Origin of the sequence: Sphingobacterium sp. JUb20, assembly GCF_004342035.1 — a bacterium.
GTDB classification, from domain to species: domain Bacteria; phylum Bacteroidota; class Bacteroidia; order Sphingobacteriales; family Sphingobacteriaceae; genus Sphingobacterium; species Sphingobacterium anhuiense.
The window spans coordinates 248165-274386 of the sequence record NZ_SLYV01000005.1 but is presented as its reverse complement, the minus strand read 5'-3'; the positions used below and the strand labels follow the sequence as shown (position 1 = coordinate 274386).

Here is a 26222-nt window from a genome sequence, read left to right as displayed (position 1 = left end):
AAGTAATAAAAATCATTTATCATGAAACACTTTATATTGATGAGCGATGTGATTGGAAGCGGTCAAAAAAATCAAGCATTGTTGATGCAAAACTTTAAAGAAACAGTAAGCAAAATCAATCATGATTATGAAAACAGTCTATTATCTCCGCTTACCATCACACTTGGCGATGAATTTCAGGGACTAACAAAGGATTTAGAAACAGCATTAAATATCATTATTGCACTAGAAGAAGAAATTATCATACAAGGGTTTGATTTTCAATTACGCTACGTGCTTATTTACGGTGATATTGAAACCAACATTAATAAGAGAATTGCCTATGAAATGTTAGGTGAAGGATTACGCGATGCACGATACAAACTCAACAGTATGAAGACCAATTCTCAAAGATTTTACATACAGATCGGAGATATTAATTTAGACTCTCTTCTAAACAATACATTTCTTATCTTCGAAAATATCATTGACAAATGGAATCCCGAGAAAGATTATAATTTAATCTCTGCATTTATTAAATTTAATGATTATAAGATTGTTGCTGAAAAAATAAATAAAACAAGATCGCAGATTTGGAAACGTGAGAAAACTTTAAATATTTCATCTTATGAAGCAACTAAAACAATTTTAAAATCAATAAGTAAACTGCCCCATGCACTTCGTTTATAAAATAATAATCATTCTTTTTTCAGAAGTCCTTCTTAGTCTTCTATTTTGGCTTTTCACGCCTAAATCGGTCAACAACAAAAAGTTTGATCCTAAATCTACAGTAAAAGGTATTTTGGAACGTTTATTTATGACTTATAGTTTATGTCAAGGTTTTCCACATGTGCTCACACTCTTTGGCGCTTTAAAATTAGGAACGAGACTTAAACGCGCGGATAAAGAAGACACTCCTGAAAACATCAAAAAAGAAGCGGCTTATAATGACTATTATCTGATCGGAAATTTAATTTCTGTAGCCTTAAGCATATTCTATTATACATTATTTAAGTAAAATTGATCATTGCACTGCCATCCAAATCTAAAGAAAAAATTAGACAGTTGTCAGAGAACTTCCTTTGCTAACATGATGATAGGCATTTATATAAGCTTTTGGTGATTGCCCAACCACACTTTTAAAAGCCCGGTTAAAATTTGTCAAGCTATTAAATCCCACTTGATATGCAACGCCAGATATACGGTCCTTATGTTTTCCTGTCAATAAGCTTTTGCAGGCATCATTAATTCTGATCTCATTAAGAAAGGTAACAAAAGTATTTCCGGTATGTTTTTTAAAATAACGGCAAAAAGCCTGAGGTGTCATATGTGCCTCATTTGCAACATCCTCTAAAGTAATCTGACTATTAAAGTTTTGCATGATATAATTGATAATAGCATCAAATCGCACTCCTTCATTCGCATTAAGATCAGACGAATACACATCGTTGCTTAATGGTAATAAATGAGGTGACATTTCTTTCAATTGGTTCAATAAGACAAGTAACTGTAACAGTACATCCACACCACTAGCATTATGAAGTCGGAGCATTAGATTTGCAATATCGGCTGTATACCTGCCTGGTATCTGAAAACCTTGCTTATTCTGATTTAAAAACGAACGTAACACATACATCTCTGGCAATTGGAATAGACCTGATAATATCCCCGAAAGATTAAAGTATAATGAACATGCCTTTACTTTTAACCGATCTTTCATTTTGAAATATTCCGGATTAGATTTAAATACATGAGGGACATTTGTTCCAATTAGAAAAATATCTCCTGAACGAAAACTATGCATATTATTTCCAACTAGCAAAGTTCCTTCACCTTGTTCAACCCAAGTAATTTCATATTCATTATGATGATGCATATGCTGATAAAAATGTGGCAATTCAACCCTTTCCGATAGCATACTCTTACCATCAGGTATTAGCAAAGTAAATGGAAGTACTTTCATATTAATTGATCTTATTGGTGGTTTAGTTGGTGATTAAATTCCCTATTTACAATCACATGTTGCACATTTTCCCTCCTTATAATTTCTATCGACTTATAGCGCCACTAAACTAAAGAATAAAAAAATGTATTGACAACGCTAAAAATAGCACTAAAAAATATGCGACATGTTTAATATATATCGTTGTTAAATAATGAACATATTTTCATCCATCAAAAACCACAATTCCGCTTTCATAAATAGAAATCAGAATTTAAGCAATCTTTCCCACATATCCATTATTAAATCTGTTGCGGTACTCGCTCGGACTGCACTTAAATCTTTTTTTAAAGGCAGTAGCAAAATATTGAGAACTAGTAAAACCACAAGAATAACCAAGGTTGGCCACATGTTCTTCCTCCTGATCAATCAGCATTTTTGCCGCAGCTTCCAATCTGATATTAATTAAATAATTGACAGGAGTCATATTTGTTAAATGCTTACAATATTTTGATAGACTCGTTTTTCCAAGTCCACAGTGTTCAGCCATATCTTCAAGTGTCCATGATTTTTCAAAATCAGTACGCAAGTGGTTTAAAAAGATTTCAACAGTTCTTAGATTGTGTGTTAACGATTGGTCAAACTCAATATCCCCCTTTTTAAAGAGACTTAAGATCTCTAGCAATAAGCTGTTGATTAAGATATTGAGCCTAGATTGCGGAATTTCTATTTCCGCATGATCCAGACACTTCCCTATCTCGATAAAACATTCTTGTATTTTCTTATCCGATTGCCAAACCCTAACATCATTCTCACGTAAGATCTTTGTCAGATATTCTAAATCTTCTTTTGAAAGAATGATCCAGTCAGGCCACTTCCATTCTTGATGAGGTTGCCTCACACCAACATCAATAATAATCCAGTATTGCTTACCTATCGTTACGATCGGATTACCGACCTTATGTAATTGCCACGGTTTAGTTATGGTTAAGCTACCGGGGTGAAGATGAACAGTCTCACTTTCAGTAGAAAAATATAAACTACCAGACTCCATAAACGAAAATTCTATTCCTTCATTCCGATGCCAGTCCAACCCCCAGTTCTGATCAGTTTTAGCATCCCAATAACCCATACTATAAATTCCCGGCAAAATAGCATCCGGTAATTCCTGTCCTGGATAATCAAATCGACTAAGACCTTTCATCTGCACGGCCCCGTTTTCCGAAGCATGAATTAACGGTTCACAACGATCAGGCTGATAGTAATCATAAAAATTCTTTATTTGCGTTTTTCTCATAAATTAATCCAATTGGCATCGATCTTCTAAATTTAATCATCATTTGACTATCATTCCAAAAATGCGACGATAATATTACACATCGACACGTAAAAACAATTTAAGGAATACGAATAAGGGGTGTCTATTAAAAATAATAGACACCCCTTATTAAAGATTTATGAATAAAAATAGACTAACCCAATCCAATCAATTTTCTATTGTAAGCTTCATCACTCCCTGTTGAAGCAAAATCGTCAAAAGCCTTATCTGTAACGTGAATGATGTGATCGGCAATAAATTTAGCACCTTCTATTGCACCATCCTCAGGATGTTTCAGTGCACATTCCCACTCCATCACAGCCCATCCTTTATAATCATAAGCTGCCAGTTTACTGAATATCGATTTAAAGTCTACCTGTCCATCACCAAGCGAACGAAAACGGCCTGCGCGGTCTATCCAATTGGAATATCCGCCGTATACACCTTGCTTACCTGTTGGATTAAACTCGGCATCTTTGACATGAAACATCTTAATCCGTTCATGATAATGATCGATATAAGACAGGTAATCCATTGCTTGTAAAACAAAGTGCGAAGGATCATACAATAAACAGGCTCTCGCATGGTTATTTACCTTTTCAAGAAAACGCTCATAACTTACCCCATCATGTAAATCTTCTCCAGGATGGATTTCATAACAAAGATCAATCCCGTAATCCTCGTAAACATTTAAGATTGGAAGCCAACGCTTTGCCAATTCATTAAAACCGGTTTCAACTAATCCATTAGGACGCTGAGGCCAAGGATAAACCGTATGCCATAAAAGAGCACCACTGAAGGTCGCAACGGCATCTAAACCCATATGCTGAGAAGCTTTAGCAGCATATTTCACCTGCTCTACTGCCCATTCTGTTCTTGCCTTAGGATTTTTATGATACTTTTCGGGAGCAAAACCATCAAACTGATCATCATATACCGGATGTACTGCAACCAATTGTCCTTGGAGATGTGTACTCAACTCTGTTACTTCGAGTCCATAGCTATTGACAATCCCTTTTATCTCTTGTGCATAATCCTTGCTTTCAGCAGCAAGTTGCAGGTCAAAATAAGAAGTTGCCCAAGTTGGTATCTGTACGCCTTTAAATCCAATCTTTTGCGCCCACTGACAAATGGATTCTAAATTATCAAATGGAGGATTTTCTCCCAAAAATTGCGCTAAAAATATACCAGGTCCTTTAAGTGTTTGCATTTCTAATTATTTATTTCAAAAACAGTCCATTTTTCATTACTATCACCACTTTTAATAACCGTATCAATAAAAGCCATTCCTCTGATACCCTCATCGACTGAAGGAAAATCTAATAAATCTGAAGGATTCTCACCATCCAATCGCGCCGATAAAGTCAACGAGAAACTACGATACAAATTTGCGAACGCTTCAAGATATCCCTCTGGATGTCCGGCAGGTGTTCTGCAATTAAATTTCGCAATATCAGAAAGAAAACCATTTGTTCCTGCCCGATACGTTTGGGTGGGTTCTGTATGCCATTTTACAAGTAAAGTGTTGGGCTCCATCTGAGCCCATTCAATTCCGCCTTTTTCACCATATATACGAATCTTTAATGCATTTTCTTCACCTGCAGCGACCTGAGAAGCCATAAGTACACCAGCGGCACCATTGTCAAATTTCAACAAAACATTTCCATCATCTTCCAATCTTCGTCCCTCTACCATCGTATTCAGATCTGCACAAAGATGTGATATTTTCAAACCAGAAATATACTCCGCTAAATGTGCTGCATGGGTACCGATATCACCCATAGCTCCACTTTTCCCTGATTTTGTCGGGTCAGTTCGCCAAGCGGCACCTGCATTACCTTCACGTTCGGTGAGCGTACTTAGCCATCCTTGCGGATATTCCACATATATTTTACGGATTTTACCAAAAGCATTATCTTCAACCATCTGCTTAGCCTGCTTTACCATAGGGTATCCAGAATAAGTATGTGTCAACATCAGAAGCAAGCCCGTTTCTTCTACCTTCTTTTTCAACTGTAGAGCTTCGTCTAGACTAAAAGTTATCGGTTTTTCAATAACGACATGGAAGCCATTATCCAATGCCAACATAGCAGGGGCGAAATGCGCAAAATTAGGTGTCACGATTGTCACAAAATCCATACGTTCATCAGCAGGTAATTGCCGCTCCTTCTCAATCATTTCTTCAAAATTGAGATAAGTTCGGTTTTCAGGAAGAAATAACGCTTTTCCGCTCTCCTTAGCTATTTCAGGATTAATACTTAAAGCTCCGCAAACGACCTCTACTAATCCGTCCATATGAGCCGCAATTCGATGTATTGCACCGATGAAAGCATCCTTGCCTCCACCGACCATTCCCATTCGTAGTTTTCTATTCATTTTATTGGTTTAATATTTTTTGATGTATTGATACTATTTCTACTTTTAATTTTCAATAGATACTATTTTACCCCAGGTTTATTTTCATTTCTGAAAGACAATTTTTCACAGCCTCTACAAAGTAAATGATGGTTTTGATTGATTAAACAAACTAATAAAAATAAAGATACCGCTAAACAGCATGTAATTAATTCATTATATTAATAGAAAACAGGCAAATATTAACCTAAATAAATTTCAACAAATAAGTTACAAACCTAAAGATGGGCTTTAAATAAGTTTGAACGCATTATTGCAACACGATCTCACAAGAATGTTCATATAACATTAGTTTGGGGTAATATTGAGTCAGATTCTCCAGTTTGATCTGATTAAATTTGATTAAACCAGTGATTTATAAAAGTCACCAATTATAAACAAGCAAACCAATTGCGTATCACACGCAAGTACTAACAACTCGTAAATATGTATCGAAGACCTATTTATTCTATGCTCGTGATCTTCGCTTGTATATATATGATACAGGCATGCCATAGACCGTCATCAAATCAGATGAGTGAAGAACCTATACCTGACAGTATCAGCTATAATTTTCATGTCAGACCTATTCTTTCCGATAAATGCTTTGCTTGTCATGGTCCCGATGCAAATAAACGCGATGCAGATTTACGCCTCGATATACCTGAAGAAGCCTATAAAGCATTAAAGAGTAATGCCGCAGCGCACGGTATTGTACCATTTGAACCAAAAAATTCTGAAGTATTTTTGAGAATCTCATCAAAAGACACATCTTATATAATGCCACCCATAGCTACAAACCTCACTTTAACCGCAACAGAAATCGCTATTATTGAGAAGTGGATCAAACAAGGTGCTAAATATGAAAAACATTGGGCCTTCACAGCACCCAAAAAGCCTGCGATTCCCAAAGTAAAAAACACAACATGGGTAAAAAATGAAATCGATTATTTTGTACTTGATAAACTGGAACATAAAAAAATAGCACCAAATCCCGAAGCCGACAAAGAACGATTACTTAGAAGAGTTAGTTTGGATATTACGGGGCTACCTCCATCATTGCAGATGATGGATAAATTTATGGCAGACAACAGTCCCAATGCCTACGAAAAGGTAATAGAAACCCTACTGGCAAGCACTGCTTATGGAGAACGGATGGCTTTACACTGGATGGATGTTTCCAGATATGCAGATTCGCACGGTTACCAAGACGACAATTACCGTAGCCAGTGGCCATGGAGAGACTGGGTTATTCACGCTTTTAACAACAATACTCCTTATAATAAATTTATCAGCTGGCAACTCGCGGGCGACCTGATGCCTCAATCCTCTAAAGAACAGGTTTTAGCAACAGCTTTTAACCGAAACCATAAAATAACAGAAGAAGGTGGTGTAATCGATGAAGAATACCGTGTAGAGTATGTAAAAGATCGAACAAATACACTTGGAAAAGCAATCTTAGGAATCACCTTAGAGTGTGCACAGTGTCATGATCATAAATATGATCCCTTCTCACAAAAAGAATATTTTCAAATGACCGCTTTCTTCAATAATGTCAAAGAAGTGGGACTCGAATCAACGGTTGGTGGGCCGGAGACATTCGCTAAAAAACCATTCATGGAAATCAGTAATGCTGATGTCCAAGACATCCTAAAGTTTGTCAACAAACAAGATACCAATAAGTTGATCGTATCTGTGATGGGTGATCAAGACACCCTCCGTAAAACCTACGTACTCAACAGAGGTGTGTATGATGCCCACGGAGAAGTCGTACAGGCAAGCACACCTAAGTCAGTATTGGGATTTAGTGAAAAATACCCTAAAAACAGACTTGGTTTAACACAGTGGTTATTTGATAAACAAAATCCATTGACCTCCCGTGTATTTGTTAATCAGGTATGGCAGGAATATTTTGGAAGAGGCCTGGTCAAAACATCAGGAGATTTTGGAATGCAGGGAGAATTACCTTCACATCCAGAATTATTAGATTGGCTAGCAGTTGATTTTATGAATAACGGTTGGAACATTAAGCGGCTGGTTAAGCAGATCGTCCTCTCAGCAACATATAGACAATCTGCGGTAGTAGATCCTGACAAATTCAACGTTGACCCCGACAACATTTTTCTTGCTCGTGCTCCCCGTTACCGTATTCCGGCAGAACATGTCCGTGATGTCGTCTTATCCAGTAGCGGATTGTTGGTTCCAACCATCGGTGGTCCAAGTGTCAAACCCTATCAGCCGGCAGGGCTATGGGAAGCGGCCACATCAGGTCGTGGATTATTGGCCTCATACCGACAAGACCATCAGGCAAGTTTATACCGACGAGGATTATACACATTCATAAAAAGAACGGTACCTCCTCCAGTGATGGCCATTTTCGATGCCAGTAATAGAGATCAGTGTGAAGTTAAGCGGCTTAATACCAACACTCCTCTTCAAGCACTTGCGATGTTGAATGATCCAACCGTACTTGAAGCTTCTCGCGTACTGGCCGCTCGCTTACTACAAGACAAAGGAACTCCGGAGACCAAAATAATAACCGCATTTCGTCGCATAGTCTGCCGTAAACCCAAGGAACAAGAAATAAAACGGTTAACAACTTATTATGCCGACCAGTTAAATACATTCAAACAAAAAGCAAATGGTGATAAAGTCTTGGCTGTGGGAGAGTTTCCTATAGATCAGAAAGTCAATAAGACACAACTTGCTGCGTTAATGGGCGTAATTACCATTATATACAATTTAGAAGAAACCATTACAAAATCCTAAATTATGGACAAAAATATTTTAGAACATGGTCTTAATTTCAATAGACGTCGATTCCTTTCAAAGCTAAGTTTAGGCTTAGGCAGTGTAGCATTAGGGTCTTTGCTCATTCCCGATCTATTTGAAGGAGGCTTTGAGCAAGCAGGACTTCCATCGGGTATTCCAGATTTTGCTCCTAAAGCAAAGCGTGTAATTTACCTCTTTCAGAATGGGGCTCCATCACAACTCGAATCTTTCGATTATAAACCCAAACTCAGAGAAATGATGGGTCAAGAGCTTCCTGAATCCATACGGGGAGCACAAAGGCTTACAGGTATGACTGCCAATCAGGCGTCATTCCCTTTAGTAGGTTCCTACTATGATTTCAAACAATACGGAGAGTCGCGTGCATGGATCAGCGATTTATTTCCACATACAGCAAAAGTTGTTGACGATATCTGTATCATTAAATCTATGTTCACAGAAGCGATCAATCATGATCCCGCACTGACATTTTTTCAAAGTGGTGCACAACAAGGAAACAGACCCAGTATGGGTGCTTGGCTTAGTTATGGTCTAGGAAGTGAAAATAAAAACCTCCCGGCGTACACCGTATTATTATCACGCGGAAAAGGTAATGGTCAGGGTGTCTACTCCAAGTTGTGGAGCAACGGTTTTCTAGACTCGACCCATCAGGGCGTACAGTTCAGCAGTGGTGAAGATCCGGTGCTTTATCTAAAAGACCCTGATGGCTTAAATCGCTTCGAACGCAGAAAAATGCTTGATCAATTAGCTGAAATGAATGATCTCTCCTATCAGGAATTTGGTGATCCAGAGATCAATGCCAAAGTACAGCAATATGAAATGGCCTACCGGATGCAGACCGCGGTTCCAGAAGTCACCGATCTTTCTAAAGAACCCGATGATATCATCAAACTGTATGGTGCAGATTGCCTTAATCCCGGTACTTTTGCGGCCAATTGCCTACTCGCAAGAAAACTTAGTGAAAACGGAGTCCGTTTTGTTCAACTTTATCATCAAGGATGGGATCAACATGGTAACCTCCCCTCAGAAATGGCAGGTCAGGCAAAAGATGTAGACCAAGCATCGGCAGCATTAATTACAGATCTCAAACAAAGAGGTCTATTGGATGAAACACTCGTCATCTGGGGAGGAGAATTTGGACGGACCAATTACAGCCAAGGCGCCATGACCAAAGATAATTATGGGCGTGATCATCATCCCCGTTGCTTCAGTATATGGATGGCAGGTGGCGGAGTCAAACCAGGAATAGTATACGGTGAATCCGATGAACTAGGATATAATATCATCAAAAATCCTGTTCATGTGCATGACTTTCATGCCACAATCCTACATCAGCTCGGATTAAACCATGAAAAACTCACCTATAAACATCTAGGCAGACGTTATAGATTAACCGATGTAGCAGGAAAAGTAATCAATGACATTTTAGTATAACCTTATTTTTTATGGAAAGAAGATCATTTATCAAAAATACAGCAACCTTATCTGCTAGTTTCTTCATTATGAGGGACCTGATGGCCAAACCAAAAGGTCCAATATACGGCCATCATAACATGCGCTACACACTTGATAACAAATGGGGACAATTAAATCCGCTCAAAAACCCAGTAAATGACTGCCATGAAATGGTCCAAGATAAAAAAGGACGTATTATACTATTAACCAATGAAACTAAAAATAATATCTTAATTTATAACAAATCGGGTAAATTATTAAGCTCCTGGGGCCATGATTTTCCAGGTGCACATGGATTGACCATCGCCAATGAAGGCAAACAAGAATCGCTATTTATTACAGATACCGATAGACATCAGGTTTTTAAAACCACATTATATGGCAACATATTAAAAACCATCGATTGTCCTATGGAAACCGGTTTATATCAAAAAAAAGAAGAATTTGTGCCGACTGAAGTCGCTGTTGCAGACAATGGCGATTTCTATATTGCCGATGGTTATGGCTTGCAGTATGTCTTTCATTATAATGCTGACGGAAAGCTACAGGGCTACTTTGGAGGAAGAGGAAAAGAAGTAAAACATTTGGACAATGCTCATGGGGTTTGCGTAGATAAAAGAAGTGGAAATCCGACCTTACTGGTTACTGACCGTACACGCAACTGCTTTAAACGTTTTGATATGAACGGCAATCTCCTAGAAGTCATCGCATTACCAGGAGCATGCATCTGCCGGCCAGTCATCAAAAATGAAAATCTTTATGCTGCTGTTTTAAGATCTCCTGATCTCAATAAAGCAGACAGTGGTTTCGTCACGATTCTAGACAAAAACAATAAGGTAATATCCAATATTGGAGGTACCGTCCCAGTATATAGCAATGGCACCTTACAGCCCATGGCCCAAGAATTACAAATATTACATAACCCACATGATGTTTGCATCGATGACGACGAAAATATCTACGTAGCACAATGGGCATCAGGAAAAGTATATCCCTATAAATTTACACGAGTCTAATTTTTATATGAAAATTACCTTCAAAGGATTTACAGAACATGCACTATTTGCGCTAAATATTTTTATCATCTTTTTATTAATATTTGGAAAACAGATCTCGGTACCACTATGGCTTCAATCATTTGGAAGAATGCATCCCATGCTACTACATTTTCCAATTGTGCTATTGCTATTGGCGATGCTGCTTGAAATTTTTCGTTACAATAAATCCTATGCAACATTAACCCTATATCACAAATTTACATCGGGACTACTGCTAAGTGGTATTTTCCTAGCAACTGTAACTGTTATTATGGGTTTATTACTATCACAAGAAGATGGTTACAGCGGAAGTACTTTACAGTGGCACAAATGGACCGGCGTAAGTCTTGTCTTTATATCTTCTTTCATTTATTGGATACGGGAAAAATCATGGTACAATTCTCCACTTTCAAAGATGTTTGCCGTGCTCACCATTATTTCACTTCTTCTTACGGGGCATTATGGAGCCATATTGACCCATGGCGAAAATTTCGTGCTCGCTCCTGTCACACCCGCCCCAGAAAAAGTCTCAATAGAGAAAGCGATGATCTATCAAGACGTGATTCTACCTATTTTTACAGCCAAATGCGCCAGTTGCCACAATATGGAAAAAGCAAAAGGAAGCTTAAACCTCACTGACGCAGCATCTATGCTAAAAGGTGGCAAAAATGGAAAACTATTTGTTCCCGGCAATCCCCAAATCAGTTTATTATTGCAACGCCTCCATCTTCCAGTTGAAGATGAAAAACGAATGCCCCCAAAAGGAAAGCCCGAGCTTACTGCCACAGAAATAGCTGTGCTTACCCTCTGGATAAAAGGAAATGCACAATTGGATAAAAAAGTAATCGATTTACCACAGCAAGATTCTTTACGCATACTGGCTTCTACAACGTTAGGCCCATCACCTTCAATGGTACAACAATATGATTTTGCAGCGGCATCAGAGGCAACGGTCAAAAAACTAAATAATGATTATCGGGTTATTTCCATCCTCGATAAAGGCTCCCCTGCTCTGTCTGTTAATATCTATAACAAAACGATTTACAAACCAGAAGCCCTAAAAGAATTGACAGAAATAAAAAGACAGATTGTATCTCTCAACTTAAACGGATTACCTGTGCAGGACGAAGACCTAAAAACGATCAGCACATTTGAAAATTTACGCAAACTGAATCTCAACTTCACAGCTATTAAAGGCGACGGACTGAAGCATTTACTTCCATTAAAACAGTTAAATACCCTATCTCTATCTGGTACAGCAGTAAATTTCAATACCGTGAAGCAACTTCTTGCTATGAAAAACCTAAAAGAGCTATCATTATGGCGAACTGATATAAAGGAAAATGAAATTGGCCAATTGAAACAATTAGCAAAAGGAATTCGCATTATTACAGGCTTTAAAGACGACGGAAAGAGTCCCATAAAGCTAAACCAGCCACATTTAAGTACAACCGTTTCTATTTTCAAAAATAGAATACCATTACAGATTAAACACCCCATCAACGGTGTAGAGATCAGGTATACAACCGATGGAACCGAACCCGATAGTTTAAAGTCACCTCTTTACGACAAAGAAATTGAAATTAAAGAGTCCATTACATTAAAAACTAAAGCATATAAAACCGGATGGTACGGTAGTGATGTCTTGACTTTTAACTTTTATCAAAGTCGCTACAGTCCCGACAGCATTGCATTTATAGTAGCGCCAAGTGAAAAATATAAAGGTGACGGACCGAAGACGTTGACAGATTTACAACTCGGCAGCTTTGACATCCAGAATGGCAAATGGATCGGTTACAATGAAAACATGGCACTAATGCTATTTTTCAAAGAACAGCTACCCCTCAAATCTATATCGATCAACATGATGAAAAAAATCCAAACACATATCCTTCCCCCACAGGAACTTGAAGTATGGGGTGGTACTAACGAAAAAAACATGCGCTTATTGCAACGTGTAAAAAATCCAATGCCACAAAAAGATGAAGCAGATGCATTTATCAAGATGGAAGTAAAATTTAAATCGCAACCAATCTCCTGCATCAAAATTGTAGGTAAAAACTTCAAAAAACTACCAGAATGGCACGCCGGAAAAGGACAACCAGCTTGGATATTTATGGATGAAATACTTTTAAACTAATCAATTTAACCTAACTATATGCATCAAATTCAAACATCTAAACTATTTTGGGCAAGTTGTCTCGCTCTTTTAGTCACTTCGCTTTCTTTCGGTATCCGTGCGGGTATGATGGATCAACTCGGCATTGATTTTCAATTAAATGCCACACAGTTGGGAACCATCACAGCTACAGCTTTTTGGGGATTTCCACTTGCCATCGTGATCGGTGGTTTTGTGGTTGACATCATCGGCATGAAACGCCTTTTGGTGATGGCTTTCCTTTTCCATTTGACAGGTATTGTATTGACCATCTTTGCACAAGGGTATTGGACTTTATTTTTCTCCACCCTATTAATTGGTATTGCAAATGGTACGGTTGAAGCCGCTTGTAATCCATTAGTGGCCGCCTTATATCCGCAAGAAAAAACAACTAGGCTCAACTATTTCCATCTCTGGTTTCCTGGAGGTGTTGTGATAGGTACTTTATTGGTCACGCTATTTGTCTATCTAGGTATCGGATGGCAGTTCCAAGTTGGGATGATGTTAATTCCAACGGTCATTTATGGCTATATTTTTTCAAAGCTGGATTTCCCGGTTACAGAACGGGTATCCTCAGGATATTCCACTACAGACATGTACAAAGCAGTAGGCTCTCCTTTATTTCTATTCCTATTTCTATGTATGTTTATGACCGCTATTACAGAACTATTTACCGGTCAATGGATTAGTTTACTGCTTAAAAATGTAACCGACAACGCCATTTTATTACTTACTATCACCACCGGAATTATGGTAATAGGCCGAGCTTTTGCAAAACCAATTGTTCAAAAACTTGCCCCTCAAGGTGTACTCCTTTTTTCAGCAATCTTTGCCGCAGCAGGTTTATATATGCTTGGTAGCTTTACAGGTAACGCTGTTTTCTTTGCAGCAATTATTTTTGGTATCGGTGTTTGTTACTTCTGGCCAACTATGATCGGTTTTGTTGCCGAAAATATTCCACAGTCTGGGGCTTTGGGTTTAAATCTTATCGGTGGAGCTGGCATGTTTGCCGTTTCCATCTATACGATGATCATGGGCAGCTATTATGACGGATTAATCATCAAGCATCTACCCATTGGCTCCAATCTCGACCTGTATAGTTCAGCAACAGAAGGAACAGCAGAAGCTTTGGCATACACAACAGCTAAAAACCTAGCTGGCCCCGAAGTATTACAGATCACATTAATCCTTCCTATCCTATTGATCTTTGCTTTTGGAGGATTATACCTTTACATGAAAAACAAGAAAGAGGTGGTGCCTATAGGCAGTGTAGTGAATTAAAAAGTTGAATAAAACGCAAAGACTATACTATCAATAGCCCTTACATTTTATCAATTTAAAGCTAAGATATAGCTGATCATCGTTTCATATAAAACGTCATATACTTAAAAAAACAATTCATAGTTGACCATACATGACCGTATTTAATGACAACATTTCCGGTCGTTTCATCTTGTTTTACGTTTATTTTATTTATATATTTGAGTTAAACCGAACGGCATAACAAACTGGTTTCTACAGTACTATTTGTTCCTCGTTTATACAATTAAACCTAATTATAAAACCATAATGAAGCATCTAAAAAGCATTATATGTTTAATTACAATAGGCATATTGCTATCAAATGTATCTCCATCGGCTGGTCAAAGCAAAAAGAAAACAGTCAAAAAACCTCTAGTTGTATTTGTAACGGGCGACCACGAATACAGTGGCGAAGAAACCCTGCCTATGCTAGCTGCCGAACTTGAGAAAAACTATGGCATGCGAACTTTGGTACTAAAAGCAAGTCCTGACTATAATTCAGAAGAAAATATCCCGGGACTAGAAGCACTAAAAGATGCCGATCTTGCTATATTCTACCTTCGTTGGAGACGATTACCTGCCGATCAAGTTAAACATATCGACGATTATTTAAAATCCGGAAAGCCAGTTATTGGTTTCAGAACCAGCACACATGCTTTTAATTATCCCAGTGGACATCCCTTAGAGAAATGGAATGCTTTTGGTGAATTTGCTTTAGGAGGTCCTCCAGGATGGGGCAAAGGTGGTCATACCCATTACGGTCATAATTCCAGTACCGAAGTATCCATTATTCCCACACAAAGTAAAAATCCGATCTTAACAGGAGTAGATCCAAAATTTCATGTACGCTCCTGGTTGTATCATGTAGTACCCGATTATCCTTCAAAAGGATCAACTTGGTTATTAATGGGGACAGCTGTAGATCCAGATAAAAAAGCAGTTGAAAACCCTGTGGCTTGGACCTGGCAAACCGCTGCCGGAGGAAAAGTTTTCACCACGACACTCGGTCATCCAGATGATTTTAATGTAGCAAGTTTTCAGCGGTTACTGATTAATGCCATACATTGGACGTTAGGAAAACCTGTGCCTAAAAAATGGGCAGGAAAAATAAATATCAATGTTCCGTACAGACAATAATAGCATCAATACACACGATATATTTTATCCGAAACATTATATACCCTATGGAATTATCAATACATAACTGGATGCGATCCGAAACAATAGAAACAACAATTCGCAGAGCCTCCAGTTTAGGCTATACTAAAATTGAAATTGCTGGCAGTCCAGAACATTATGACACTAAAGAGGTCAGAAAACTTTTAAAACAATATGGATTATCCTGCTGGGGCTCTGTCACATTGATGTTAGGAGATCGAAATTTACTGGCTAAAGATGAAGCTCAGCGCTCCAAATCCATACAATATGTCAAAGATGTGGCGCGCATGGTTAAGGAACTCGATGGTCACATTATCTCTGTGGTGCCCGGTACGGTGGGTAAAATCATACCCGATGGCAGACCCGAAGAAGAATGGCAATGGGCCATTGACTCATTACAAGACGTATATCACTACACACAGTCATCAGGCGTATTGATCGGTATTGAACCAATCAATAGATTTGAAACCTATTTCGTTAACAGAGGTGATCAAGCACTAGCACTTGCTGCGGCCGTAGGTCCCGATTGCGGTGTGTGTCTTGACACCTTTCATATGAACATCGAAGAAGATGATCTCTATGAAGCAATCAAACGAGCCAAAGGAAAACTTGTTGGCTTTCATGTTGCCGACAACAATAGGATGGCTCCGGGAATGGGCACGCTGAATTGGAGTAAAATACTTGAAACACTCGATCAGATTGGTTATAACGAAGTGCTGTCTGTAGAATTTTGTTCTCCTTTGGACCGCACTCCTGCAAACCCTTACCCCAATTCTATTGATGAGCATCCCGAAAACCTCTCTCCGGAACAAAAGAAATTTCTTGAAGACCATGGTAGTGCATCAGTTTCGGAAGACTTTTATACAATGCTCACTCAGAAATCATTCGAAACTTTGTCCAAACTTATTAAGTAGCTGTCATAAAAAATGTTGTAAACTACAACATCCGAACAGGAGTCAAAAATATAAAATGAGTTTTTCGCAACACCAGCAACAATGCAATTGAATAACTCATCGAACTTGATATCACAGACTAAGGAGCAATCAATATTAAAATTCGGTAAAATAGCTTTATTTACCATATTATAAACAATAGTAACAATGAAGATAACAAACGTAGAAGCATTCTGGCTTCGATGTCCTATACCAAAAGAAAAACAGCATTTTTCAGATTACGGTCTGCTAACCAATTTCGACATGACACTCGTAGTCATTACCACTGAAGATGGTCTTCAAGGTTTCGGAGAGGCAAAAGCAGCTGTCGGATCATCTGGAGTATGCGCATCCATAGTAAGCTGCATTGAAAATGAATTAAAACCCATTTTAATTGGTAAAAATGCAAAAAATATAAACCGTCTTTGGGAGGAGATGTACAACGGCACACGCGATCATTATGCACTCACGAGAGGTCGAAGATTCCCCATCCTTGGTCGAAGAGGATTGACTGTAGCCGCAATGAGCGGTATCGACACCGCTCTGTGGGATTTAAAAGGTAAAGCGTTGGGAGTACCTGTTATGGACCTTCTTGGCGGAGCCTGTCGTGAACAAATGCCTGCGTATGCCAGTGGTGGCTGGGCTCCGGTTGATCACATAGGCGAGCAGCTCAATAGTTATGTCGCTAAAGGATTTAATGCCGTAAAAATGCGTGTCGGTATCATGGATCAAACTGTCCAAAACAGTATTGACCGTGTCAAAGCCGCAAGAAAAGCACTCGGCCCTCACATTAAGCTCATGACAGATGCACACGGTACCTTTAGTGTACCTGAAGCAAAACAGTTTTGTCGAGGAGTAGAAGATTGTAATTTGTACTGGTTTGAAGAACCCATTAATCCCGACAATAGACACGGTACAGCAGAAGTCCGCGCTTCCACTACAATTCCCATAGCTGCAGGAGAAAGTGAATTTACAAGCTTTGACATCCGCGATTTACTTGAAGTCAGAGCGCTAGATGTTTTACAGCCCGATGCAGCGATTATTGGAGGCATTTCCGAAAACATGCGCGTAGGACACCTAGCAAGTGTTTATCAATTAGAACTTGCTCCGCACTGTTGGGGTTCTGCTTTCTCATTTATGGCAGGGCTCCATGTCGCATTTGCGTCCCAAGCGGCAACAATCATTGAGTTTTCACTTGGAGGCAATCCTATGATGTATGATCTGGTCCAAGAGCAGATTACAGTTACTGATGGCGTCATCGCGGCACCAGTAGCACCAGGGCTGGGACTAACACCCAACTGGAATTTTATTCATGAGTTTAAACAGAAAATCTAACTAACAAAATAAATCAATAGATATGGCACGGGCAATCAAAATCAACCACGTTACACTTATCGTAGATAATCTTGAAAAGGCAGCAGCATTTTATCAAAACGAACTGGGTCTGGAACCCCTTGCTGCCTTTAGATTTGATTACCCTGTGATGTTTTTTAAATTTAATGATGAGCAACAGCTTCATCTCTCGGAATGGGAAGATACGCCTTCATTTCGCGGACATATTTGCGTTCAAGTAGATGATTTTAACAAGATTTTTTTTCGCATGAAAGAACTCCAGCTGATCGATATTACACCCTGGGGGAAAGTAAGAAAATTACCAGATGGTGCCATGCAGCTTTTTCTACGTGACCCAGCAGGCAATCTCGTCGAAATATCATCCGCACCGGGCAGTGAAATTGATCCACTTATTCTAGAAGACGATCTCTATGAAGAAGGTATCTATATTTCCAATAGAAATGATTTCAGGGGATACAAATCTGATGAAGCTACCTTATATCATAAATAAACGCCAATAAAGAGTACTGCGGAATCCCATCATATGACAATCAAAAAAAACGTTTTATTACTGGAAACTATAGCTGAAGAAGCCTTAGTCATGCTGCAAGATCAAGTTAATGTACTGACAGGCTACGACAGTATTTCATTGCAGAAAGCAATTGACAAATACACCATAAACGCCATCATTACCCGTGGAAAGGGTCAGATCAACAAGGCACTATTGGATGCTTGTCCCGCCCTACAGGCGGTCGCCCGATGTGGCGTAGGACTTGATAATATTGATGTACATGAAGCAACTGCTCGCAATATCAGCATCATACATGCTCCTGCATCCAATGCTTCAACAATTGCAGAACATACACTAGCCCTCATGCTTATGCTCACACGCAACCTGTACGAGTCCATTCAGCAAGTAAAAAATAACAACTGGAACTGGCGTAACCAATATAACGGAGATGAGCTCCATGGAAAGACCCTTGGTATTATCGGTCTGGGCAATATAGGTCAACGTGTGGCTAAACTAGCTGATGCATTTGGTATGAAGGTCATATATTCAAGCCGATCTACCAAAGATGTTCCTTATCGACAGGTTACACAAACAGAACTCCTGCAACAGGCCGATATTGTCAGTCTCCATCTCCCCTATACTACTGTTATCGGAACCTTATTGGGTGCGCAGGAGCTCAATCTGATGAAACCTACGGCTTTACTCATTAACACAGCCCGAGGAGCATTGATCGATCATGAAGCACTTGTAAAGGCACTAAATACAAACAGCCTTGCAGGTTTTGCTGCCGATGTATTACCAGAAGAACCTCCAAAGCATCCGAACGCACTTGTCGATCATCGACATACACTCATTACTCCGCACTCCGGTAGCCTTACTGCTACGACCTATAGACACATGTGCGTCTATACCATCAGCAATGTACTGGCGCTTTTACGGGACGAAAAACCAGAAAGTAGAAGTGTCTATAATTTGAGTGCCCTACAGAAGCAAGCTTAAGGGTATCGGCGATATAAAAAAGGTTAAGTAGCATAACACTACTTAACCCTTAGTATCAAATAAGTTCGTAACATTACTTTTCTAATGGAAACTCCTGCAACAATTCCGCTGGAGCATAAAACCCCTTTTTGCTTTCTGAAGCTGCCCTGACTGCTTTTACTTTTTCTTTGGAAACTGCAGATGCTTTGTTCCCAAAGGAATTGCGTACATATGTTAATACCGCGGCCACTTCCTCATCACTGAGCATTCCTTCAAAGGGTGTCATCGGTACCTGACCCGGAAATTTTGTTCCATTGACTTCCATCGGCCCATGTAAACCTTTAAGTACTACTTTAATTAAACGATCTTGGCTACCTGTCACCCATTTCGTTCCATGAAGAGGTGGAAAACCAGACATCGGTAAACCATTGCCATCAGCTTGATGACAGGTGATACAAAATCCTTCTTTTGCAAAAAGGGCCTTACCTTTAATATACTGATCACGTTCTATTCCGGTAAGAGACGTTTTGACTTTATCTGGACTATCCTTCAATTCCTCCCTCCCAGTCAAATTAGCAACAGCCATTGTATAGGCAGGTTCGATCCAATCATCAACACCCTTTTTAGCTATTGCCAGCATGATCGGCATGCCTTTCTCCCTTGGCATCCAAGATGCGGCAGTAAGCACCTCAAGACGTACACGGCCGTGCGGATCAGATGCGGCCTGCATCAGCAACTTTTCCTGATCTTTTACCTGATGCCCCGTATAGCGCAATACCCTTACTGCTGCAGCCCGAGCATGATAATCATCCGATTTCAACACCTTACTCAATAACTCTTGATCAACCTGATTCAAACCCCAGCTTACCCATAATGCTTCAACCAGCTGATGCGCATATTTCGGATTACTTTTATCCAATTTCGCTACCCAGTTTTTTAATTGTGGCAGTACTTCTGAGGATTTCCGCCCCCGGAGTTCAGCACGGGTACGATAACGGGTACGGTATTCCGGTAATTTCAGATTATCAAGCAATTGAGAAATAGATGCTCCAGCAATTTGAGCCGGTTTTAAAAGTGGTCTTGACGGGTAAGTGATCCGATAAATACGTCCGTGTACATGATCGCGCAACGGATCACGGGCATTATGCTGCATATGCCCGATTAAGATATTGTGCCAATCCGCAATATATAGAGATCCATCCGGAGCAAATTCCAGATCAACAGGCCTAAAATTCTTGTCAGAACTCTGCAATAAGTCCTGTCGATGCGTACTTTTGTAACCCGTCCCATCATCATTCAACCGGTGTTCTTTCGTTCCTAAAAAGCCGATGGTATTGTTGATCAAGAAATCACCTTGTAGAGAATCGGGGAAATGGCGGCTTGAAACAAACTCAAGACCAGAAGTGGGACGCACCCGATGTTCATCCTGTACCAGATTTCGGGATTTAGTCGTTGCTACACCATATTTAGGTTTTATAGTCACGGGCAGCATCCAGCTGACATCAGGTCCGGAGGTTTCAGCATAAAAATTTTGCCCCCATTCATCAAAAGCTATCCCCCAGGGGTTGGGTACATTAGGCTGCGCCATCCGTTCCAAATAGCGACGTTGTGGACTATAACGGTAAAAACCACCATTCGTACCACGAACTGGCCCATAAGAAGTTTCTATATTAGAATGTAAAAATACTCCTTCTCCCATAATGATTGCTCCCGAAGGATCGACCGTAAAGGCATGAATATTATGATGGGTATCGTGATCATCAAAACCACTCAATAAAATCTCTCTGACATCAGCCCGATCATCGCCATCCGTATCTTTTAAAAGCATAAAATTAGTTCCTTGAGACAGATAAACACCGTCAGCCGTAATTTCGAAGCCTACAGGAAGATGTAGTCCATCCGCAAAAACGGTCTGCTTATCTGCTTTACCATCCTGATCAGTATCTTCGAGTATAATCAACTTGTCATTGGGTTTCGAGTCTCCTGGTTTATAGTGAGGGTAACTAGGCATTGTAGCAACCCATAAACGACCTTTATTATCAAACGTAATTTGACAAGGATTAGCCAAATCTGGAAATTCCTTTTCTGAAGCAAAAAGATCAATCTTAAAACCTGGGGCAACTTTCAGGGTTGCTAAAGCATCATCACCGTACAGATAAGCCAAATTGCCATTCTTTCCAGGATCATAGTTTGTTTTTACTTCAGGTACAGGGGTTGTCTTTTTATCCGCTGCCGCCACATCCATTTTCTTTCCATGCGCAGCCAGCCAGATTGCCGTATCTCTGATCGCAGTCATTTCTCGGATTTTCTTAATTTCAGCAGGGTAATTATCAGGCCCAAATGGATCATATCTTCTACCATAAGCATGTACCCCATTCGGAATTTTAATATCGTTATGCCACATCCAATTTTTTTCAAGAACAGCATGACGTACAAGATCACGGTTATCTTCATTTTTAACATCAGCCTTCCCAAAAATTAGGTCTGCCAACAAAGGCGCAAAACGCGCATAGCCAGCATCTGTAAGCTGCGATCCATCTATTGTTAGGGGCTCTTTTGTCCAGAAATACCAGCGCTCTGTAGAGTTATACACATCGACAAAGTGTACGTTATTCTTCGCTGCGATCTCTTTCATTGCAGCAGCATATAAAGACAAATTCCGATTCTCTTGCTTCCCGTCAGGGAGATCATACTGCTTAGAGAGGTTTTCAAAAGCAATCGGAGAAACTAATGCCAGTTTCACCGGAGATGTACCGTTATACTGCTGTTTAATCGTATGTTTAATAAAAGCATCCAGCTCCGACTTATAATTTTCCAAACCCTCAGCGCCTTCAAACGATTCGTTATAGCCGAAGAAAGCGATGATGATATCAGCTTTTAAACGAGCCAGCCATTGATCCTCAGTCTCAAAAAAACCTTCACTTCCTGAGGGTTGAGCAAGATCCGTTTGAAAATTTTCTGCTCCAGGAAAAGCCCAAGGCGATTTCCGGCTCGCATGAGGCCTAAAACCAGGCGTGTTGCCCCCATCGCACATGTTTCTGATATAGAGGTTTGAATCTGGATAACGTAACTGAAGCTCTGTTTCAAAATGCCCATAATTCATCATCAGAGATCCCAAATTATTGCCAATAAGAACAATATGCGCTCCTTTTTTTAAAGGTAAGGTTGGTTGCTTTGATCGTACTAGAAAAAGAATAACGCCAACTGCCACGGCAGCCACGATAATAAAAAGAACCCACGTTCTTTTCGTTACAATTTTCATCATTTTGTCATTTAGGTTATCGCTCAATCTTGATTAAGCTTGGTTGCGTCTACGTTGCAATATAACAAATTATCAAGCAATTACATTTTTAAAACAATGCTATTTTATAAAAAACCCTTTTCAAAAAAACCTCCGAATAATATAAAAACACACGCTTAGGAGTACTACAAGCCGAAAAACACAGAAAATGTAACAAATAATTTCTTTGTATCATTATTGAAACATAAAGATATAGCGGGATAAAAATAAAAGAGACTATCATCCCAAATATTCTTTTTTTTCATAGAAAGCGTATCACTCAATAACCAAAATAGAACCAGTTTCTGTATTCCACAATGTTCTTTTTATGATTTTGACTGACGACAATACAGAAAAAGCATTGCCACACTGTAATCTTGAGAAATCATTTTGCGCCATGGCGATAAAACAATGCGCTATGGCAGATTGACTTCCCATCCCTTCCAACTCTTATAGCAGTATGGCTGCTTGTATTCACGCTGTAGCTTAATCATTTTGCGCCACGGCGGTACAGCTATTCGCTGTGGCCAATTGATTCCGCACAACCGCCATCACATATTGGTGTAAAGCGGAATACATTTGCACTTCGGATAGTTCATATTGCGCTACGGAATATTGACAACACGTGAAGGCTGAAAGCTATCTCTACGCAACATGCCTTAAAAGAAACAGGATTTTATTATTAAGAAAAACTAATTAGGTAACATGTAAAAAGGCAGTATTATCTAGTCTTCCGTCAAAACCAAAAGAACTTCTGGCAGACAGCCTATCCAGCTAGGGGAAGTCTAATTTTTAGTTGAATCTGTTCGAAATCATCTCGTGGGTCTTATTTTTCCTACTGGCTTAATAAAAAACCCATAGGATTCCTTTGCATTGCGGTACGGCGAAATAAAATAAGTATAGGGATTTGTGCGTAAACCATACCGCGACAAGATAAACCACAAGCGCGTCCGCTCCATGTTACGTAGAAAATTGAGTAAATCTTAGTCTACAACCAAAGAAACTATTTCGTGATTTTTATTTGGAAAAAACACAATTATGAAGATCAACCTATCGAGCACCAACGATCTTTCTAAAATTGTTTTTAACAAGAAAGGCTGTCTCATTTTATGATGAGACAGCCTTACCATTCTTGACTCCAAGTAAATAATACTACCTATTCTCCTTACGCTGAATGAGCAACGAAGTATTTTCAAGCCATGGTGCTGAAAACTGTACGGCAACATCACCTTGCCCCGGATTCAATTGAATGTAAGCAATCATTTTGCCATGATACAAGCGTTGCTTATTATCGGTATAGTCTGTCATATCGCTGTTATTTCCAGCCTCCAGTCCCAAAAGCCTAGCGGCACCCACGATCCTACAGGTAACCTCATCATCTCCCAGCACAACAGGTTTGTTGTTTTTGTCTACCACTTGCAGTTCCACTTGGATCACCTCGCCTGCTGTTGCCGAGACGGAAGAGTCTGAAATGATCGCTAAAGCATGAGAACGTCCGGATGTTTCTAGAACTTGACGTACCAGCTCCTTTTTTTCCTTGTCAAATCCAATAGCTTCCAATCTACCATCTGCATAAGGGATATCCCAATAAACAATGCCCTGCTCATCATTATACGGCTTGATATCACCGACAACTTTACCGTTCAGTTCTAATCTTGCAAAAGCGGTATTCGTATAGCACACAACACGTATCAATTGACCTTCCCTATAGTTCCATATTGGCCAAGCATCCATTGATGGAGCTTCATTTTTCCGTTGCCCCCTTTCAGCTTCGAGATCCGACCACACATCAGTTTTGCCAACCTCACCTTTCAAGGCATAAGTACCTAGATAGGCCATCGGTGTTTCTGACCATAATGCTTGTCGAAAATATCCCCTTGGTTTAATAAAACCTGCGAAATCCAACATCCCAGAATAAAAACCACGGGATGGCCAACGACCTGATTCACCGAGGTAATCGATTCCTGTCCAGAGAAACTGACCAAAAATATAATTATTGTCTCGGACAGCTTTCCACGCGGCCACATCATGTCTATTTTCGCTACCAAATATTACTCGTTTCGGATAGCGAATATGATCTTCTTGATAACGACTCTCCGTGTAATTATATCCAGTGATATCCAGAGCATCCGGATATTCGGTTTCGTTGGACATGGCAACTCCTGCCAATCCGCCGGTAACAGGTCTGCTCCTATCATATTTCCTCACCACAGCGGCTAAACGCTTGGCGATATCACCCAATCGCATTGCATCTGGAGCATCTTTTTTATATCCCCCAAAGATCGGCTGTGTAAAACCACTGCCTTGCTCCCCTGCAAGTATCGGATGTGAATAAGGATCATTGGGATAGTCAACTTCATTCCCGATACTCCAAGCAAAAATTGAAATATGATTCCGGTCTCTCTTTACTATATCTGCAAGATCACGCTCGCCCCATTCTTTAAAAAATTGATAGGATCCCTCAAATCCCGGTGTTCCAACATTCCAACCCGAAAGCCATTTACGCTTCGGATATTCCCATTCATCATACGCTTCATTCATCACCATAAGACCGAGTTCATCACAGAGATCATATAATGAGTTTGCTTGTGGATTATGACTGGTACGGATCGCATTGACACCTAATGACCTTAAGGTCATCAATCTACGTCTCCATACTTCAGGATAAACTTCAGCACCCAATACACCAGCATCATGATGGATACACACGCCCTTTAATTTTGTCCACTTACCATTTAACGCAAAACCTTGATCAGGGTCGAACTTTAAGCTTCGGAAGCCCGTTTTTATTTCCGATCGATCAATCTCCTGACCATCTTGTAGCACTAAGGTTTTTAAAATATAACGATTTGGCTGTTCCAGACTCCATAGTTTTGGATTTTTAACGCCCATTTTCATTGGAACTGTCAGATGGCCATTTGCGGCTACAGTAATCTTCTTAGCATACTTAGCCACCACATTCCCAGCTTCATCGATCAACTGCTGGATGACCGCTACAGCGGTTGACCGGCTTGTTTCATTAGCAAGTGCGACTTCGACATTTAAAGTTCCTTGATTTCCATTAATTTCAGGATAAGCATATACTCCCCATTGTTCTAAATGAATAGGATTCGCTTTGACAAACCAAACGTCGCGATAGATCCCAGATCCGGTATACCATCTCGAATCAGCGCTGTGGCTATGATCCACTTTCACTGCAATGGTATTTTCCTGACCGAAGTTGACGAACGGTGAGATATCATAAGAAAAAGAAATATAGCCATTTGGGCGCTTACCAACTGATTTTCCATTGATAAATACCTCACTATGATTGTAAACACCCTCAAAATACAGGTATATTTTTTTTCCTTGATCTGCAATCGGTATCAGCAATTTCTTTTGATACCAGCCGATTCCTCCCGGCAGATAACCGGTAGCGCTTGCGAGATTTGGACTTAACGGATACTTCACACTCCAATCATGTGGAAGCTGCACCGATCGCCAATTTTGATTGGCTTGTGCATTTATCTTTGCACCATCCAGATCTCCCAGATGAAACAGCCAGTCTGCATTAATTTTTTCAGCGCTCCCAAATCCAGGCTGTGCAAATAAAGATCTTGATCCCAGCAGTAAAACTGGGATAATTAAGCGGATATGTTTTAATATTTTCTGCATTT

18 protein-coding genes are annotated in these 26222 nt (G+C 39.7%); 12 read left to right on the top strand and 6 right to left on the bottom strand.

Going from position 1 to position 26222, the window contains the following annotated elements; all coding sequences use genetic code 11:
- Positions 1-21: 21 nt before the first annotated feature.
- Positions 22-669 carry a SatD family protein gene (locus EDF66_RS10510; RefSeq protein ID WP_132773922.1) on the top strand — a complete coding sequence of 216 codons (648 nt, stop codon included), beginning with the start codon at positions 22-24 and terminating at the stop codon, positions 667-669.
- Positions 653-997, top strand: coding sequence for a hypothetical protein (locus EDF66_RS10505; protein WP_132773924.1), 345 nt, complete (start codon positions 653-655; stop codon positions 995-997). Before EDF66_RS10510 ends, EDF66_RS10505 begins: the two co-directional genes overlap by 17 nt.
- A 39-nt stretch (positions 998-1036) precedes the next feature.
- On the opposite strand, the gene EDF66_RS10500 is transcribed toward EDF66_RS10505, so the two are convergent.
- From EDF66_RS10500 to EDF66_RS10485, 4 genes are all read right to left on the bottom strand, one after another.
- Positions 1037-1942 (bottom strand): AraC family transcriptional regulator, encoded by a 906-nt coding sequence (locus EDF66_RS10500; RefSeq protein ID WP_132842496.1) that lies wholly within the window; start codon positions 1940-1942, stop codon positions 1037-1039.
- Positions 1943-2195: 253 nt separating this feature from the next.
- Positions 2196-3218, bottom strand: a complete 1023-nt coding sequence (locus EDF66_RS10495; RefSeq protein WP_132842494.1) for an AraC family transcriptional regulator — start codon at positions 3216-3218, stop codon at positions 2196-2198.
- Between the two features lie 175 nt (positions 3219-3393).
- Positions 3394-4449, bottom strand: coding sequence for a sugar phosphate isomerase/epimerase family protein (locus EDF66_RS10490; protein ID WP_132842492.1), 1056 nt, complete (start codon positions 4447-4449; stop codon positions 3394-3396).
- A gap of 2 nt (positions 4450-4451) precedes the next feature.
- Positions 4452-5615: a Gfo/Idh/MocA family protein gene (locus EDF66_RS10485; RefSeq protein ID WP_132842490.1), complete on the bottom strand. Its 1164-nt coding sequence runs from the start codon at positions 5613-5615 to the stop codon at positions 4452-4454.
- A gap of 465 nt (positions 5616-6080) precedes the next feature.
- Between EDF66_RS10485 and EDF66_RS10480 the strand changes: the two genes are divergently transcribed.
- The 10 genes from EDF66_RS10480 to EDF66_RS10435 all read left to right on the top strand — a co-directional run bounded on the left by EDF66_RS10480 (position 6081) and on the right by EDF66_RS10435 (position 19307).
- On the top strand, positions 6081-8402 hold the full coding sequence (locus tag EDF66_RS10480; protein ID WP_132842489.1) for a PSD1 and planctomycete cytochrome C domain-containing protein: 2322 nt from the start codon (positions 6081-6083) through the stop codon (positions 8400-8402).
- Positions 8403-8405: 3 nt separating this feature from the next.
- On the top strand, positions 8406-9857 hold the full coding sequence (locus EDF66_RS10475; protein WP_132842487.1) for a DUF1501 domain-containing protein: 1452 nt from the start codon (positions 8406-8408) through the stop codon (positions 9855-9857).
- 11 nt (positions 9858-9868) lie between these two features.
- Complete coding sequence (locus EDF66_RS10470) at positions 9869-10894, top strand: 6-bladed beta-propeller (protein ID WP_132842485.1); 1026 nt, start codon at positions 9869-9871, stop codon at positions 10892-10894.
- A 7-nt stretch (positions 10895-10901) separates the two neighbouring features.
- Entirely contained in the window at positions 10902-13055 is a 2154-nt protein-coding gene (locus EDF66_RS10465) for an FN3 associated domain-containing protein (protein WP_132842483.1), read from the top strand.
- An 18-nt stretch (positions 13056-13073) separates the two neighbouring features.
- Entirely contained in the window at positions 13074-14354 is a 1281-nt protein-coding gene (locus EDF66_RS10460; RefSeq protein WP_132842481.1) for an MFS transporter, read from the top strand.
- Positions 14355-14642: 288 nt separating this feature from the next.
- Entirely contained in the window at positions 14643-15512 is an 870-nt protein-coding gene (locus EDF66_RS10455) for a ThuA domain-containing protein (RefSeq protein WP_132842479.1), read from the top strand.
- A gap of 47 nt (positions 15513-15559) precedes the next feature.
- Positions 15560-16447: a sugar phosphate isomerase/epimerase family protein gene (locus EDF66_RS10450; RefSeq protein ID WP_132842477.1), complete on the top strand. Its 888-nt coding sequence runs from the start codon at positions 15560-15562 to the stop codon at positions 16445-16447.
- 186 nt (positions 16448-16633) lie between these two features.
- The gene (locus EDF66_RS10445) at positions 16634-17800 is read left to right on the top strand and encodes a mandelate racemase/muconate lactonizing enzyme family protein (RefSeq protein WP_132842475.1); all 1167 of its coding nucleotides are present in this window, start codon (positions 16634-16636) and stop codon (positions 17798-17800) included.
- A gap of 22 nt (positions 17801-17822) precedes the next feature.
- The gene (locus EDF66_RS10440; RefSeq protein WP_132773946.1) at positions 17823-18308 is read left to right on the top strand and encodes a VOC family protein; all 486 of its coding nucleotides are present in this window, start codon (positions 17823-17825) and stop codon (positions 18306-18308) included.
- Between the two features lie 33 nt (positions 18309-18341).
- On the top strand, positions 18342-19307 hold the full coding sequence (locus EDF66_RS10435; protein ID WP_207898584.1) for a 2-hydroxyacid dehydrogenase: 966 nt from the start codon (positions 18342-18344) through the stop codon (positions 19305-19307).
- A gap of 73 nt (positions 19308-19380) precedes the next feature.
- Here EDF66_RS10435 and EDF66_RS10430 read toward each other — a convergent pair whose 3' ends face one another.
- Complete coding sequence (locus EDF66_RS10430; protein ID WP_132842473.1) at positions 19381-22551, bottom strand: PVC-type heme-binding CxxCH protein; 3171 nt, start codon at positions 22549-22551, stop codon at positions 19381-19383.
- 1167 nt (positions 22552-23718) lie between these two features.
- Positions 23719-26220: a sugar-binding domain-containing protein gene (locus tag EDF66_RS10425; protein WP_132842471.1), complete on the bottom strand. Its 2502-nt coding sequence runs from the start codon at positions 26218-26220 to the stop codon at positions 23719-23721.
- Positions 26221-26222 lie beyond the last annotated feature (2 nt).